General features: G+C 45.7%; 14 protein-coding genes. 9 read left to right on the top strand and 5 right to left on the bottom strand.

What is annotated here, in order from left to right; all coding sequences use genetic code 11:
• Positions 1–13 precede the first annotated feature (13 nt).
• The gene (hydA, locus tag ALT761_RS00810) at positions 14–1,465 is read left to right on the top strand and encodes a dihydropyrimidinase (RefSeq protein WP_129735709.1); all 1,452 of its coding nucleotides are present in this window, start codon (positions 14–16) and stop codon (positions 1,463–1,465) included.
• Positions 1,466–1,561: 96 nt separating this feature from the next.
• Here the strand turns inward: hydA and ALT761_RS00815 are convergent, their stop codons facing one another.
• From ALT761_RS00815 to hemC, 4 genes are read right to left on the bottom strand one after another with little or no spacing between them, the layout of a single operon-like run.
• Positions 1,562–2,734, bottom strand: coding sequence for a heme biosynthesis HemY N-terminal domain-containing protein (locus ALT761_RS00815; RefSeq protein ID WP_129735710.1), 1,173 nt, complete (start codon positions 2,732–2,734; stop codon positions 1,562–1,564).
• Complete coding sequence (locus tag ALT761_RS00820; RefSeq protein ID WP_129735711.1) at positions 2,731–3,939, bottom strand: uroporphyrinogen-III C-methyltransferase; 1,209 nt, start codon at positions 3,937–3,939, stop codon at positions 2,731–2,733. The genes ALT761_RS00815 and ALT761_RS00820 overlap by 4 nt, the downstream gene beginning before the upstream one ends.
• Positions 3,940–4,671: a uroporphyrinogen-III synthase gene (locus ALT761_RS00825; RefSeq protein WP_129735712.1), complete on the bottom strand. Its 732-nt coding sequence runs from the start codon at positions 4,669–4,671 to the stop codon at positions 3,940–3,942. It abuts the gene before it with no gap.
• Positions 4,672–4,690: 19 nt separating this feature from the next.
• Complete coding sequence (gene hemC / locus ALT761_RS00830) at positions 4,691–5,626, bottom strand: hydroxymethylbilane synthase (RefSeq protein WP_129740535.1); 936 nt, start codon at positions 5,624–5,626, stop codon at positions 4,691–4,693.
• A gap of 197 nt (positions 5,627–5,823) precedes the next feature.
• Between hemC and ALT761_RS00835 the strand changes: the two genes are divergently transcribed.
• Entirely contained in the window at positions 5,824–6,882 is a 1,059-nt protein-coding gene (locus ALT761_RS00835; RefSeq protein WP_129735713.1) for a GGDEF domain-containing protein, read from the top strand.
• A 75-nt stretch (positions 6,883–6,957) separates the two neighbouring features.
• Here the strand turns inward: ALT761_RS00835 and ALT761_RS00840 are convergent, their stop codons facing one another.
• Positions 6,958–7,629: an alpha/beta hydrolase gene (locus ALT761_RS00840; protein ID WP_129735714.1), complete on the bottom strand. Its 672-nt coding sequence runs from the start codon at positions 7,627–7,629 to the stop codon at positions 6,958–6,960.
• A gap of 197 nt (positions 7,630–7,826) precedes the next feature.
• Here ALT761_RS00840 and gmk point away from each other — a divergent pair, with 197 nt between their 5' ends.
• The 7 genes from gmk to ALT761_RS00875 all read left to right on the top strand — a co-directional run bounded on the left by gmk (position 7,827) and on the right by ALT761_RS00875 (position 15,270).
• Positions 7,827–8,468: a guanylate kinase gene (gene gmk / locus ALT761_RS00845; RefSeq protein WP_129735715.1), complete on the top strand. Its 642-nt coding sequence runs from the start codon at positions 7,827–7,829 to the stop codon at positions 8,466–8,468.
• A 111-nt stretch (positions 8,469–8,579) separates the two neighbouring features.
• A complete protein-coding gene (gene rpoZ, locus ALT761_RS00850; RefSeq protein WP_129735716.1) occupies positions 8,580–8,852 on the top strand; it encodes a DNA-directed RNA polymerase subunit omega in 273 nt (90 codons plus the stop codon).
• A gap of 142 nt (positions 8,853–8,994) precedes the next feature.
• On the top strand, positions 8,995–11,103 hold the full coding sequence (gene spoT / locus ALT761_RS00855) for a bifunctional GTP diphosphokinase/guanosine-3',5'-bis pyrophosphate 3'-pyrophosphohydrolase (protein WP_129735717.1): 2,109 nt from the start codon (positions 8,995–8,997) through the stop codon (positions 11,101–11,103).
• 26 nt (positions 11,104–11,129) lie between these two features.
• Complete coding sequence (locus tag ALT761_RS00860; RefSeq protein ID WP_129735718.1) at positions 11,130–11,516, top strand: RidA family protein; 387 nt, start codon at positions 11,130–11,132, stop codon at positions 11,514–11,516.
• A gap of 3 nt (positions 11,517–11,519) precedes the next feature.
• A complete protein-coding gene (trmH, locus tag ALT761_RS00865; protein ID WP_129735719.1) occupies positions 11,520–12,251 on the top strand; it encodes a tRNA (guanosine(18)-2'-O)-methyltransferase TrmH in 732 nt (243 codons plus the stop codon).
• Between the two features lie 144 nt (positions 12,252–12,395).
• Positions 12,396–14,468, top strand: a complete 2,073-nt coding sequence (gene recG / locus ALT761_RS00870) for an ATP-dependent DNA helicase RecG (protein ID WP_129735720.1) — start codon at positions 12,396–12,398, stop codon at positions 14,466–14,468.
• Positions 14,461–15,270 (top strand): class I SAM-dependent methyltransferase, encoded by an 810-nt coding sequence (locus tag ALT761_RS00875; protein WP_129735721.1) that lies wholly within the window; start codon positions 14,461–14,463, stop codon positions 15,268–15,270. The genes recG and ALT761_RS00875 overlap by 8 nt, the downstream gene beginning before the upstream one ends.
• The last annotated feature ends 2 nt before the right edge of the window (positions 15,271–15,272 follow it).

Here is a 15,272-nt window from a genome sequence, read left to right on the forward strand (position 1 = left end):
ACAGGACACGAAAATGGCCATATTATTACGCGGTGGTACCGTAGTTACCCACGAAATGACTTACAAAGCCGATGTACTTTGCGAAGACGGAAAAATTACTAAAATCGGCGAAGATCTTGCTGTAAATGAATCAGATGTAGAAATAGTCGATGTCGCTGAAAAGCTAATCATGCCCGGCGGCATCGACCCGCACACACATATGCAACTGCCATTTATGGGCACGGTAGCCGCCGATGATTTTGCCTCTGGCACAGCTGCCGCCCTAGCAGGTGGCACCACGACTATTATTGATTTTGTTATCCCAAGCCCAGGACAGCCATTGATGGAAGCCTATCAACAGTGGCGAGACTGGTCTGAAAAATCCATGTCTAACTACACCTTCCACGTAGCCATAACTTGGTGGGATGACAGCGTGCATAAAGACATGGAAACTCTGGCTACCGAATACGGCATTAATAGCTTTAAACATTTCATGGCGTACAAAAATGCCATCATGGCCACCGATGATATTTTGGTGTCTAGCTTTACCCGTTGTATGGAATTAGGCGCTATTGCCACCGTGCATGCTGAAAACGGTGAATTGGTGTATCACTTACAACAACAGATGATGGATAAAGGTATTACAGGGCCTGAAGCGCATCCGTTATCTCGCCCGCCTATGGTTGAAGGCGAGGCGGCTTACCGTGCCATTAGTATTGCTGAAACCCTAGGTGCGCCTTTGTATTTAGTGCATTGCTCGGTGGAAGAGTCGGTTGATGCTATTCGTTATGCACAGCAGCGCGGGCACCACGTTTATGGTGAAGTGTTGGCTGGGCATTTAACGGTAGATGATAGCGTGTATCAAGATGTCAGTTGGGAGCGGGCAGCGGCCCACGTTATGAGCCCACCGTTTAGGCCTAAAAAGCACCAAGACGTGCTATGGAAAGCGCTACAGTCAGGCACGTTACAAACTACCGCTACCGATCATTGCGCTTTTTGTAACGAACAAAAAGCAATGGGCAAAGATAACTTCACGCAAATTCCAAACGGTACTGCTGGGGTAGAAGAGCGCTTAGCGGTATTGTGGGAAAAAGGCGTGAACGGCGGCAAAATAACCCCTAACGAATTTGTAGCGGTAACGTCTACCAATGCAGCCAAAATCTTCAATATGTACCCGGCTAAAGGCGCAGTACGTGAAGGTTCTGATGCCGATTTAGTCATATGGGATCCGAAAGGCTCAAAGGTGATTTCAGCCGAAACCCACATGTCGAATATTGAAACCAATATTTTTGAAGGGATGGAAATTACCGGTGTACCTGTGATGACCATTTGTAATGGTAATATCGCGTGGCAAAACGGTGAGTTGTTAGCGAAGGCGGGCGATGGTAAATATGTTATGCGCCCCACGTATGCGAACTTTTATCAATCGCTTCAAAAGCGAAAAGCATTAGCGGAGCCTAAAGCGGTAGATCGCACCACCGCATAAAACAAAAAGGCCAGTACTCATAAATGGAGTGACTGGCCTTTCTTTTTACCTTTTCTTTTTACCCTTTCTTTCGGTCCAAAAGCTAGCAGCGTAAAACTACACTAACTGCTGGCCTTCCTTGTAATATTGCAATGCCGTAGTGCTATCGTGTCTGCGCTCACTAATGGCTGACAGCAATAACAAGTCATCTTTGTTCGATTCCATCTTCACTGCTTTTAACAACACTTTCTCGGCTAGAATATCGTCACCTGCGTTATATGCGACTCTTCCCAACGTAGAATATAACGCTACATTTTCACTGTCTTGTTTAATCCAGTTTTCAAGCAATCGCAACGATGGTGCTGCGTTAGGTATATTCAACTGGGTAAAATACGGGAACAATACTGGGTGTGGTCCTTTCTTTTGCCATTCTACTAACAAAGTTTGCGCTTCAGCATGCATACCTTGTTCAAGTAATTGTTGAATGTAGGCCGCGCGATAAGCATCGTCTTGTTTAATTTTACGCGGTAACCCTTCCCAGTGGGTTTTAAGCTCAGCAGCGCCGTTTTTACTGGCAATTTCAGCTAGCTTGCCCTTGGCAATTCGCTGCGACCATAAGGTGTAATCTTCTTTCGGTAACGCCTTGCGCCAACCACTTAGCTTTTCTTGCAAGGTTTGCCATTGGCCTTGCTCTGCCATTATTGACGCTTTCAGTTGTATCACTTGTGGGTTGTTGGCTTCTTCTTCATCTAAGCTATCTAGCTTTTCAAGTGCGTCAGTATACTTACCTTCAGAAACATCAATGCGCGCCATCACGATAGTGGCAGCTACTTTAGCGCTGTCATACTCGGCTGCTTGCAGTAAGAAGTAACGGGCTTTTTGTGGGTCGTTTTGGCTTTGTGCTACTTGTGCGGCAGCCAAGTAGTTTACCCCTTCAAAATCACCATTTGTGGTTTGGCTAAGTGCCTTGTGAGCACTTTTTAGGTCGCCAGCTGCTAATGACTGCAAACCATGATAAAAGGCACGCTTGCGTTTACGTTCACCTAATGCACCAAACCAGCGGTGAGAACCTGTTACTAAGCTTAATGTCCATAACACCAACTTAGAGATAATATACCAGCTGATAACGGCGCAAATAATGATAATACAAAAACCAATTAGACTGGTTTCTATCGCGGTATTACCTAATGAAATCAGCACGTAGCCTTTGTCGCCCAAAATCATAGGGCCAACAATAAGCGCAACAATAAATGCGGCCAGCACCGCAAGGGCAATGACTAACCATTTCATAATGCGCTAGCTCCCTGACTGAATGCTTGTTTTACACGAGACTCCAATAATTGTTCAAGCGGCTTTTGTGATGCCAACTGACTAGGGATTGGTTGTGAAATGTCGGTATCAACAAGGTTATCAAGTGCTGAGATAAAACCAGTAACTTGGCTCTTTTCAACATCGTAGTGCTCTTCCAGCATGGTTTTAGCGTAAAGCAAAGATTGCTCATACAGGCCTGTGTCCGCTTTAAGTGCAGCAGACTGTGCGTGCATTAATTGTAAGCGAAGCTGTTCTTTCACTAAAAATTGAGCTTGCAGCGACATCACAGGTTCAACCGGACCTTCTAAGCTTTTCACGGTTAAGAAACCATCAACAATGGAGTGCCATACTTTCGCAAGGTTCTCTTTCCAGTCGTCCGCTGATTCAGACAGTTCGTTGCTATCAGCATTTGCGTCTACTGGTTTTTCAAAAGTATCTAACGGTAACTTATCGATTTGCGCCAACATGCCGGTGAGGGCAAGAGCCACTGAACTTTGTGATACAGGGTTCATTTGCTGAAGGGTTTGAATGTCTTCAGCAAGTTTAGCGCGAACGGGCAACACCGAAGGGTCGGCTAGTGATTTCAATCGTTTGTCTGCGTTCACTAACAACAAGGTTGCTGTGCGAACATCGTTTTCCAACCACAATTTTCTACCTGCCATGCGAACCAAATAATCAGCCTCGGCAATTAGCCAATCGGCAGGACGTTGACCTTCCATGCTATTTAGTTGCTGTTGGGTTGCTTCTGCTTGTTGCACTAACGCACTGTTTTGTTGTTGCAGTGCATTAAGCGTATCTTTCAATTCATCGTTTTGCATATTTAGCGTACGCAATGCGTCTGCTGTCTGCTTACGATCCGAAAGCATATCGTTGACTTGCGCTGTATTTGCCTGTTGAGCTTTGGCAAGGGAGTCGCTGCTGCCTTGTTGTTGGGTGTAGTACCAATAACCAGCACCAATAATGCCTAGAACTAAAAGGAAAATAATAATAACCACAAACCATAGAAGCTTGGTTCCCGACGATTTTTTCGTTTTTTGTGGTGTGCTTTTAGATGAAGCTTTAGGTGATACGGTATCGGTGCTTGATGCCGTGTTCGCTGACGTCGCTTCTGATGTCGTACTTGATGATGATTCCACGCTTACCAATTCCCCGTTTTGAGGGTCCTTCTCATTCTTGTCAGACATTTAATACTCCCAATTTTCCTTTACCCAGGCAATTAATGCCTGATCGGTGGCGCGGTTGCACACCGAAACGCGTGCTATCCCAAGATTACGTAAACTCGTTGCAACTCGTTCACTTACTGTTAACCAGGGTAACGCTAATAATTCCATACTATGGCTAGAAATAAGCTGTCTTGCCATATTTTCGCTTGTAGCGATAATGCCGCTAACATCGCCAATTTTCCAGCTCTTTGTGTAAATTGGGTCTGTAAGTGGTTCTCTTTTATAAACACAAAACTCGGTAACCGATATGCCTCTCTCGCCTAAAACGTGAGAAAGCGTATCTCTACCACCTTCGCCCTTAATAATAACGACTTGTGTACAGTTTGCCTCATTAAGTTGCTGCATGACCAGTATACCTTCGGATGTATGTAGCGAAGGGGTGACGATTTTTAAAGGTAAATTAGCGCTGTGTAAGGCGTTAGCCGTGGCATCGCCAACCGCTATTAAGGTAGGGGGCACCGATAAAAAAGAGGCTTGATTAAGTGCGTGAAGTGCTGCTGGCACGGCATAAATACTGGTAACAATAATAATATTAACGCTGGGCGAGCCCAACAAAAACTGTTGTAGCTTGCCTGCCTTGCTAGGGATGCTTTGGATATCTGATGTAGCAACGCCTACGGCATCAATACCCGCTTGTTCGAAAGCATCTGCACTTGCCTGTAACTTAGGAAGCGGGCGGGTAATTAATAGCATAAGTCAGCAACAACATATATCAGTCATACAACGCGCTAAGAATTTCTCCTGCACCTTGTTCAAGCAGTGCCTCGGCGACTTCTACGCCAATACTCTTTGCATTTTTGGTAGGGCCTGTGGCAGAAGCGAACAACAAGGTTGACCCGTCCGGCTGACCTACCATACCGGTTAAGGTTATGCTGTCTCCATCAAGGGTAGCAAAACTGCCGATAGGTACTTGGCAACCGCCTTCTAAGCGTTCATTCATAGCACGCTCTGCGCTCACTCGGGTTTGAGTTTCGCCATGGTTCAGCGCTTGAAGTAACGCAATAAGCTCGGCATCGTCATTACGACACTCAATACCTACAGCACCTTGCCCAACGGCAGGAAGTGATACCGAAGCCGGCAAGCCCGTTTTAATGCGCTCTTCCATGCCCAAACGTATGAGGCCCGCAGAGGCAAGAATGATGGCATCGTATTCACCCGCATCTAGTTTGGCGAGGCGGGTATTCACATTGCCACGTAAGTCTTTAATTTGCAGGTCTGGGCGATGTTTACGGATTTGGCATTGGCGGCGAAGGCTCGAGGTACCCACCACAGCACCTTCTGGTAACGCATCTAAATTATCGAAGTGATTTGAAACAAAGGCATCAAATGGGTTTTCACGTTCGCAAATAGCGTGAAGGCCAAAGCCTTCAGGGAACTCTACCGGCACATCTTTCATTGAATGCACCGCAATATCGGCCCTGCCTTCTAGCATGGCGACTTCAAGCTCTTTAATAAACAGGCCTTTACCACCTATTTTTGCCAGCGGCGTATCAAGTATTCTATCGCCCTGAGTGCTCATAGGCACCAACTCAACCGCTATCCCATCGTGATGCTCTAACAATTTCGCTTTCACGTATTCTGCTTGCCACAGCGCCAGCGCGCTTTTGCGAGTGGCGATACGAATTGTTCTCTTAGGGGCTGCTTGCATCATTAATATCCTGTCTAGGGCCTTGTTTAAGGCATAGAACCTAAAGCAGCCTGACGGCTTTTGCTTGAGGCTTTTGTTCGACTAATAAATACATTGTACTTAAATCTTTAACTTGCGCACAGGTTTACAGTTGCGAAATTGTACGTAGAGTGACTATGATTAGTGCAATCATAATATAACGATAAGCCCTCTGTTATATGGACAGTGCTTCATTACGTGAATTTCTCGAAAATACACACTTAAATAATGCCGAAGCGAAACGACGCCGATTAACGCTGTATTTTATTTCCTATATTGGCGGTTTTATTATGGCCGCGCTTGCAGTTCAAAATTTAGCGCGGGGGGATCACTACCTCGCGTTTTGGTTGGGTTTTTTTTCGTTTTCAGTTTTTGCTAATGCCGCGTTGTCGCATATCTTTAAAAACAGCAATATTTTTTACTATATAGCTGGGTTTGTTGTTGCGGTTATGGTGGCGGTGATCACCATTACCGGCGGCTACAATAATACTGGGCTGCACTTCGTGTACCCAATCATTTTGATTCAAATTATTATTGTGCGTTTTAGAGCTGCCATTTTTTACGTCACAGGTACAGTAGTCGTAGTGGCCTTTATCGTTTATAACCAAGAATCCATTCCCGCGAACTATCGTGGTGAGGATGTCTCTCGCTTCTTAATAGCGCTTGGCTGTTTCATTGTGGTTGCGTTTATTTCTGAATACTTTTGGCACAAAAGTAGAAAGGAGATGATGACCGATAATTTAGAGAAGCTTCGCCAAGCTAACTCTGACCCTCTGACCAAAGTACCGAACAGGCGTTTTTTAGAGTCGGTTTATTTTGAGCGCGCAATGAAAAATCCCGCGGATTACTTTCCATTAAGTGTTGTGGTGGTGGATATCGACTATTTTAAAAAAATAAACGATAACTACGGGCATGATGTAGGAGACAAAGTACTAATTAAGCTTGCTACACTAATGAAAAAAGCGATTAGATCCACCGATGTTGTGTCACGAACCGGGGGAGAGGAATTTCTAATTCTCTATCCTAAAACAAGCTTGAGTGTGGCAGTAAAGTTGGCTGAAAAAATTCGTGTGGAGATTGAAAAATCACCTTATACAGAAGGTGATATTCACCATTCGATCACAGCCAGTTTTGGGGTGGCGACAGCGCTAACAGACATTAACATCAATGCTGCGATTAAACTGGCCGACGAGCACCTTTACGAAGCGAAAGGTGCTGGCAGAAACCGTGTTATGTAGCTTTTATCTTTGTCGCTTAATCCTATTGCCGTTTAACAAAACGACGTTAGCGAGCAGGCGAAGCAAAGAGGCAGACTAAGCAAGTACCTTTTGTAGCCAAGCTGAAATATCGTTCAGCTCTTGCATGCATACATTGTGTTGCATGGTATAGGTTTGCCAAGTGGCATTAAAGCCATTTTCAGTTAACGTTTTATAAGCAGCATTACCCATAAAAATGGGGACAACTTCATCTTGTTCGCCATGGGCCATCATAATGGGTATGTCACGATTCATATCAGTAGCTTCTTGTTCCAATAGACTTGGCTCACACATGTAAGTGGAAAGTGCCAATACACCGGCAAGTTTGTGCTTAATACGAGGCGCAAGGTGAAGTGCTATCACTCCCCCTTGAGAGAACCCAGCTAACACAATGCGATTTGTAGGAATGCCTTTATCTACTTGTTCTTGGATAAGAGCTTCTACTTGGCTAGCTGATGCTAATACACCGCTTAAATCTGCGCGGCTATTGAAATCTAGAGATTTGATGTCGTACCACGCACGCATACGCATACCGCCGTTAATAGTAACGGGGCGCTCTGGCGCGTGAGGGAATATAAACTTCACTGACATGCTATCAGGTAGCTTTAGCTCAGGTACGATAGGGGCAAAGCCATGACCAGAATCGCCTAAACCATGAAGCCAAATTACACAGGCAGTTGGCGTAGAGCTGGGGTTTTGTTCGACGTACGGCAAAAGTTCTTGATCCATGTTTGTGTGTTCCTACTTCTTATATTTTTTAATAACAGCGCGGGTACTATGCATACTGTTAACGTGTAACTATACTTCAGCTGTAAGCGCAGACATCGCAAGTGCATGTTTAAACGATTGCTACTACGGCTTGATGGTTCAATATGCTATCATTGCTCCACGAAATCACCATATTTTAAAATAAATTTAATACTTCAATGGCATCACTACTCGGTAACCTATTTATACTTGCAGCGCCTTCCGGCGCAGGAAAATCCAGCCTGATAAAGGCGTTAATGGAAAAGTACGCATCTAATAGCAACAATGCAATGGAAGTGTCAGTGTCCCACACTACTCGCAAACCTAGACCGGGTGAGGTTGATGGGCAGCATTACCACTTTGTAAGCCGTGAGCAATTTGAAGCGCTGATTGAACAAGGTGTTTTCTTTGAGTGGGCTGAAGTGTTCGGTAATTACTACGGCACATCACGGGTAACCATTGAACAAACCTTGCACCGTGGTATAGATGTATTTCTAGATATTGATTGGCAAGGCGCACGTCAGGTGCAAAAGCTCATGCCAGATACCTGCGGTATTTTCATTTTACCTCCTTCAATCGAGGTACTAGAGCAACGTTTAACCAATCGTGGTCAAGACAGCGATGAAGTGATTGCCGGTAGAATGAAAGAAGCGGTGGCAGAAATGTCCCACTTTGGTGAATTCAGCCACGTTATTGTTAATGATGATTTCGCGACCGCGCTTAACGATTTAGAAGCGATTGTGATTTCACAGCGTTTACGAACAATGAAACAACAAATGCGTTATCAGCCTTTATTGGACGAATTGCTCGGATCTGCTTAATATTTATATTGTTTTAATTTCAAACAAACCGCTAGGATCGCGCAGTACAAGAGTGTATACTACGCGGCCGCTTTTTGAATTACTTGATCAACCTAATTTTCGGAGAAATACATGGCCCGCGTAACAGTTGAAGATGCCGTAGATAAAATTGGTAACCGCTTTGATTTGGTTTTGGTAGCGGCTCGTCGTGCACGCCAAATTGCCACCGAAGGTAAAGATCCAATGGTTGATGTGCAAAACGATAAGCCTACTGTAACTGCACTTCGTGAAATCGAAGAAGGTTTGGTAACTGCTAGCACACTTGAACAAGACGATTTGCGTGATCAAGAACAACAAGAACACGCTGAATTTTCGTCAGTAGCAAACATTCTTTCTGATCAATAGTTACACCAGCAGGGTAACTATTGTATGTTTAAGCGCCAGTGCTTTGAAAAAAGCACTGGCGCTTTGCTTTTTGGGTATTGGCTAAAGGCTCAATTCTACGTATTCTAAAGGTTGTAACGTTAATCAGGAGTCGCACTAGTCCGTGTATTTGTTTGAAGGCTTAAAACAGAAAGTAATAAAGTACTTGCCTGCTGACCGAGTTCAGCTGGTACAAGAGGCGTTTGTGTTGGCTCAAGAAGCCCACGATGGACAAATGCGCTCAAGTGGCGACCCTTATATTACGCACCCTGTTGCTGTTGCCAGTATTCTTGCCGACATGCATTTAGACCATGAAACTCTCATGGCAGCTTTGCTACACGACGTAATTGAAGACACCCATTACAGCCAAGAAGATCTTGCTGAAGCTTTCGGTGAAACCGTTGCTGAGCTGGTGGAAGGGGTAAGTAAGCTAGATAAAATTGCTTTTAGCAGTAAGCAAGAAGCACAGGCTGAAAACTTCCGTAAAATGATGATGGCCATGGTGCAAGACATCCGGGTTATTCTGATTAAGCTAGCTGACCGTACCCACAATATGCGTACACTCGGTTCGCTTCGCCCTGACAAACGTCGCCGTATTGCCCTTGAAACACTTGAAATATATGCACCTATTGCCCATCGCTTAGGTATTCACGATATTAAAAATGAGCTAGAAGACTTAGGTTTTCTTGCCATGTATCCCATGCGCCATCGCGCGCTAAAATCAGCGGTTCGCCAAGCACGTGGTAACCGTAAAGAAATTATTGAAAATATTCGTGAAGAACTTAGCACTCGCTTAACGGCTTATAAAATTGAGTCAGACGTACTGGGCCGCGAAAAGCATCTGTACTCTATTTACCGCAAAATGCGTAACAAAGAGCTTATGTTCAACGAAGTGATGGACATTTATGCGTTTCGTATAGTGGTCGATTCAGTCGATAATTGTTATCGCTCGTTAGGGGCTATGCATAGCTTGTATAAGCCGATTGAAAATCGCTTTAAAGATTACATTGCCATTCCCCGTACCAATGGCTATCAGTCGTTGCACACCTCGCTTATTGGCCCCCATGGTATCCCGGTAGAAATTCAAATTCGTACCCAAGAAATGGATCAAATGGCAGATAAAGGGGTTGCCGCGCATTGGCTTTATAAAGAGCCAGGCGACAACGGCACTACCGCGCAACTAAGAGCGCGTAAGTGGATGCAGTCGTTACTTGAGCTTCAACAGTCTGCCAGTTCATCCTTCGAATTTATTGAATCAGTTAAAACCGATTTATTCCCAGAAGAAATTTACGTGTTCACTCCTGATGGCCGTATTATTGAGCTTCCCATGGGCGCCACGGCTGTAGACTTCGCCTATGCGGTACATTCAGATGTGGGTAATACCTGTGTAGGGGTGCGAGTAGAGCGAAGAAATTACAGTTTAAGTAAGCCGCTACAAAATGGGCAAACCGTAGAAATCATTACGTCACCTAAAGCTAAGCCTAATGCTAATTGGCTGAACTTCGTAGTAAGTGCTCGCGCACGCACCCGTATTCGCCAATATTTGCGTAAACAGCATTCGCAAGAAGCGGTGAACATGGGTAACCGCTTACTGCGCCATGCATTAGGTGAAGTGAAGCTGGACGATATTCCAGAGGCCGATATTGAACGGGTAGTGGCTGAAACTAAGCACGATGATTTTGATTCATTGCTTATCGATATCGGTTTAGGTAACGAGCTAAGCGCTATTGTCGCCCGCAGGCTGTTAGGTGAGAACACAGAGTTACCAGAGAAGAAAGGTAATGTGGCTATTCGCGGTACTGAAGGCTTATTGGTGCATTATGCCCGTTGTTGTCACCCTATTCCTGACGATGAAATTGTGGCGGTATTAAGCCCTGGCCGTGGTATGACGATTCACCAGATTGGTTGTAACAATATTCGTAAGCTATCAAGAGAAGAGCCTCAGCGTGTATTACCTATGCGTTGGGATGAAGAGCCTCAAGGTGAATTTAAAGCCTCGCTTCGGATTGAGCTGTTCAATCATCAGGGTACCCTTGCTACCCTAACGAACACAATTTCTGGTTGCGACTCCAATATTATTGGACTGCAAACGGAAGAAAAAGAGAGTAATATCTACTTTATCGACATCGAAATTACCACGCAAAATCGCGTACATTTGGCACGAGTGATGAAAAAAATCCGCACCATGCCAGAAGTTCAGAAAGTGTCACGTCATAGTCAGTCCAGACACTAACTTTTAAAAAATTTTTAGGATCTATTATGTCTAAGTCTATTATTCAGACCGATAAGGCACCTGCCGCTATTGGTACTTACAGCCAAGCCGTTAAGGCTGGCACTACGGTATATCTTTCAGGCCAAATTCCTTTAGTGGCAGACACCATGGAAATGGTTTCAGAAGACTTTGCTGAACAAGCGGTACAGGTTTTTGAAAACTTAAAAGCCGTGTGTGATGCGGCGGGTGGCACCACTAACGACTTGGTAAAAGTGAACATCTTTCTTATCGATTTAGGTCACTTTGCGACGGTAAATGAAATTATGAGCCGTTACTTTACTAAGCCATATCCAGCTCGTGCTGCAGTGCAAGTGTCTGCATTGCCTAAAGGCGCACAAATTGAAATCGACGGTGTGATGGAATTGCCGGAGTAAGCTATGTCGCCAGAGCGCTACCTTCGCATTCGAAGTGCGTTGGCAAAAAGGCAAACCGACCTTACGGTTTGCCTCGAAAATGTACACAAACCCCACAATGTATCGGCGGTAGTTCGTACTTGTGATGCCATTGGCATTCACCGCGTGCACACCGTGTGGGAAGAGAAATATCAGTTTCGTGGCGACACCGCCATGGGCAGCCAGCAATGGGTTCGCCAAACTAACCACGACAGTTTAGGAAACGCTATAGGCGCACTGAAGCAGCAGGGTATGCAAGTGTTAGTCACTCACTTGTCTGATACTGCCGTGGGCTTTCGTGAGGTGGATTACACCAAACCTACCGCGATTATCTTTGGTCAAGAACGTTACGGCGCCACTGATGAAGCCATTGCTATGGCAGATCAAGATATCATTATTCCTATGGCGGGCATGGTGCAGTCGTTGAATGTGTCGGTTGCGGCAGCGTTAGTGCTTTATGAAGCGCAGCGTCAGCGGGAACTAGCCGGCATGTATGATGTTGAGCACTTACCTGAAGAAGAATGCCAAAAACTCTTGTTCGAAAGAGGTTACCCCAGACTGTGCGCTTTAAGTAAGACGAAAGGGGTTCCATATCCTGCGATTGATGATATTGGCCGCATTGATGCACCAGCAAGTTGGTGGAAGCAAATGCAGCTAACGCCTGAAGCGTTACACGCCTTATCTGACGATGATGAGGCAGTGACTACGCACGCCTAGCCCGGCCAGACTCATAGACCTGTTATACTGGCCTTAAACCGTACTCGCCAAGCTTCTCGCAATCTATTACACTTCGTTTCTAATAAATGATTGCTTTCATTACCCTAATGAAATCATACGCTTGTTTTAAGGAATGTCGGTCAAATGCAAACTCTTGCCACCACGCCCATCACTGCCCTAAAAGGGGTAGGCGCTAAAGTGGCCGAAAAGCTGGCTAAAATTGGCTTATTTACCTTACAAGACGTGCTGTTTCACTTGCCGCTACGTTATGAAGACAGAACTCGGGTTTACAGTGTGGCCGAGTGCCGCCCGTTTACCCATGTAAGCGTGCAGGGAGAGGTAAAAAGCGCCGACATCCAATACGGCAAAAAACGCATGTTGGTGGTTAAACTTAGTGATGGCACAGGCACTATTACCCTGCGTTTTTTTCACTTCGGCGCAGTGCAGCGCACGATGATGACACCGGGCAACGTAATACGATGTTTTGGTGAGATTCGTACTGGTAAGTGGGGCATTGAAATGATGCACCCTGAATTCAAACTCGTGGATGAAGACGCGCCACTTGAAGCAGAATCCTTAACGCCTGTCTACCCCACCACCGAAGGGGTAAAGCAACTCACCCTGCGAAACTTAACCGACCAAGCCCTCAAAATGTTAGATAAGGGCGCGCTGGCTGACTTACTGCCTGAAGGTATGTACAGCGACCAGATAAGCCTAAACGAAGCATTGCATGCGGTACATCGGCCAGCCCCAGATGCCGATGTGCATGAAATGGAAGAAGGGCTTCATCCTGCTCAGTACCGATTAATTTTAGAAGAGCTTTTGTCACACCATTTAAGTGTATTAAAAGTTCGTAAGCTTTCAGATGCACAGCCCGGCATAAGCATAAAAGTAGACAAGCCCCTTATTGAAAAGATGTTAGCGCAGCTACCATTCTCACCTACGGGGGCACAGCAGCGGGTAGTGGCCGATATTCAGCAAGATATGCAACACCCCAGACCCATGATGCGCTTAGTGCAAGGCGACGTAGGCTCAGGGAAAACCTTAGTGGCCGCGCTAGCTGCGCTATCCGCTATTGGCGCGGGGCATCAAGTGGCTTTAATGGCACCCACCGAATTACTTGCCGAACAGCATGCGAATAATTTTAGAGAATGGTTTTCACCGCTAGGCATAGAAATAGGATGGTTAGCCGGTAAGCTTAAAGGCAAAGCCCGCACCGAAGTGTTAGCGCGGCTTGAAAGTGGCGATGTACAAATGTTGGTGGGCACCCACGCGATTTTTCAAGAAAGCGTAAACTATCAACAACTCGCGTTAGTGATTGTGGATGAACAGCACAGATTTGGTGTACATCAACGCCTTGCGCTTCGCGATAAAGGCGAACAACAGGGGCGATATCCTCACCAGTTAATTATGACGGCCACCCCTATACCTCGAACCCTGGCCATGACCGCCTATGCCGACCTAGATACCTCAGTAATCGATGAACTACCTCCGGGACGTACACCAGTGACCACAGTGGTATTGCCGGATAGCAGGCGAGGGGATGTTATTGAGCGCGTTCGCACAGCCTGTAAAGAAAACGGTAGGCAAGCCTATTGGGTTTGTACCCTTATTGATGAATCGGAAGTGTTGGAATGCCAAGCCGCCGAAGATGCCGCGGTTATCCTTCGCACAGCGTTACCTGAACTTAACGTAGGTCTAGTGCACGGGCGCTTAAAGCCAGCTGAAAAACTACAAGTAATGGCTGATTTTAAAGCCGGCGAGCTCGATTTACTGGTGGCCACAACCGTCATTGAGGTTGGGGTAGATGTACCCAATGCCAGTATCATGATTATTGAAAACCCCGAACGATTAGGGTTAGCTCAGCTACACCAACTTCGCGGGCGAGTAGGGCGTGGGGCGGTAGAAAGCCAATGCGTACTTATGTACCAAAGCCCTTTGTCTAAAACGGCTACTCAGCGATTAACTGTGCTGCGTGAATCTAACGATGGGTTTTATATTGCCCAGCGAGACTTAGAAATTCGTGGGCCAGGAGAATTTATGGGTACTCGTCAAACCGGTATGGCGGAACTTAAAATTGCCGACTTAGTGCGAGACGCCGCGCTAATTCCCAAAGTACAAGAAATTGCCTATACCCTATGGGAACAATATCCTTCCCACGCTCAAGCCATTATCAACCGCTGGATAGGGCACAAGGAGCAATACGGCCATGCTTAATACTTTGCCTCTTGTGATTGCTAACACCGAAGGTGATACCCGCTTTGAAAGCGACAAAGCGCTTGCGCTAACGATCAGTAAAAACTGGGGTTTTTCAATTGAAGAAAAGCCCGTTGAAGGCTTTTATCTTCAAGTCAGTCACGATGTACTCGGGCTTGCTGACGCTAACGAAAAGAAAACACTGCCTGTTGTAGTGGATTTTGCTTCTCCTGCCAGTTTATATCGTAAAGCCCATGGCGGCGGCAGGAAAGAGCCTATTGTAAAAGCGGTGGGGCTAAAAGGTGATGTACTTAAAGGTGCTGATCTTAAAAATACGGCGCCATGGCACGTAGTAGATGCTACGCCGGGTTTAGGAAGAGATGCATTCGTGTTGGTTAGCGTAGGCTGCAAGGTCACTATGATAGAGCGTTCACCCATTGTAGCCGCGTTGCTTGAAGATGGTATTCGACGTTTACAACAGCGCTTCCCAGAACTTGCAGAACGATTAGCACTACAACATGGAAATAGTGCCGATGTAATGCAATACTGGAATGGTGAAAACGTAGATGCAATTTACTTAGACCCTATGTTTCCGCATAAAAAGAAATCAGCCTTGGTGAAGAAGGAAATGCGATTGTTTCAACAATTGCTTGGACACGACCCCGACGCCGACGCGTTAGTCGCGCCTGCGTTGGCATTAGCGTCGTCTAGAGTAGTAGTGAAACGCCCTAACAGCGCAGAAGTGCTAGCAGGAAAAAATCCATCAATGGCAATAGAAAGTAAAAAACATAGATTCGATGTGTATTTACGTCAAAAATCCTAGGA

It is taken from the genome of Alteromonas sp. 76-1 (genome assembly GCF_900654235.1).
In the GTDB taxonomy this organism is placed as follows: domain Bacteria; phylum Pseudomonadota; class Gammaproteobacteria; order Enterobacterales; family Alteromonadaceae; genus Alteromonas; species Alteromonas naphthalenivorans.

What these genes read in the sequence shown, in the direction of transcription:
- gmk (WP_129735715.1), top strand. Translation starts at nt 7,827, where the DNA reads ATGGCATCACTACTCGGTAACCTATTTATACTTGCAGCGCCTTCCGGC.
- ALT761_RS00840 (WP_129735714.1), bottom strand. Translation starts at nt 7,629, where the DNA reads ATGGATCAAGAACTTTTGCCGTACGTCGAACAAAACCCCAGCTCTACG.
- ALT761_RS00835 (WP_129735713.1), top strand. Translation starts at nt 5,824, where the DNA reads ATGGACAGTGCTTCATTACGTGAATTTCTCGAAAATACACACTTAAAT.
- ALT761_RS00815 (WP_129735710.1), bottom strand. Translation starts at nt 2,734, where the DNA reads ATGAAATGGTTAGTCATTGCCCTTGCGGTGCTGGCCGCATTTATTGTT.
- hydA (WP_129735709.1), top strand. Translation starts at nt 14, where the DNA reads ATGGCCATATTATTACGCGGTGGTACCGTAGTTACCCACGAAATGACT.
- hemC (WP_129740535.1), bottom strand. Translation starts at nt 5,626, where the DNA reads ATGCAAGCAGCCCCTAAGAGAACAATTCGTATCGCCACTCGCAAAAGC.
- ALT761_RS00820 (WP_129735711.1), bottom strand. Translation starts at nt 3,939, where the DNA reads ATGTCTGACAAGAATGAGAAGGACCCTCAAAACGGGGAATTGGTAAGC.
- rpoZ (WP_129735716.1), top strand. Translation starts at nt 8,580, where the DNA reads ATGGCCCGCGTAACAGTTGAAGATGCCGTAGATAAAATTGGTAACCGC.
- recG (WP_129735720.1), top strand. Translation starts at nt 12,396, where the DNA reads ATGCAAACTCTTGCCACCACGCCCATCACTGCCCTAAAAGGGGTAGGC.
- ALT761_RS00860 (WP_129735718.1), top strand. Translation starts at nt 11,130, where the DNA reads ATGTCTAAGTCTATTATTCAGACCGATAAGGCACCTGCCGCTATTGGT.
- ALT761_RS00825 (WP_129735712.1), bottom strand. Translation starts at nt 4,671, where the DNA reads ATGCTATTAATTACCCGCCCGCTTCCTAAGTTACAGGCAAGTGCAGAT.
- ALT761_RS00875 (WP_129735721.1), top strand. Translation starts at nt 14,461, where the DNA reads ATGCTTAATACTTTGCCTCTTGTGATTGCTAACACCGAAGGTGATACC.
- trmH (WP_129735719.1), top strand. Translation starts at nt 11,520, where the DNA reads ATGTCGCCAGAGCGCTACCTTCGCATTCGAAGTGCGTTGGCAAAAAGG.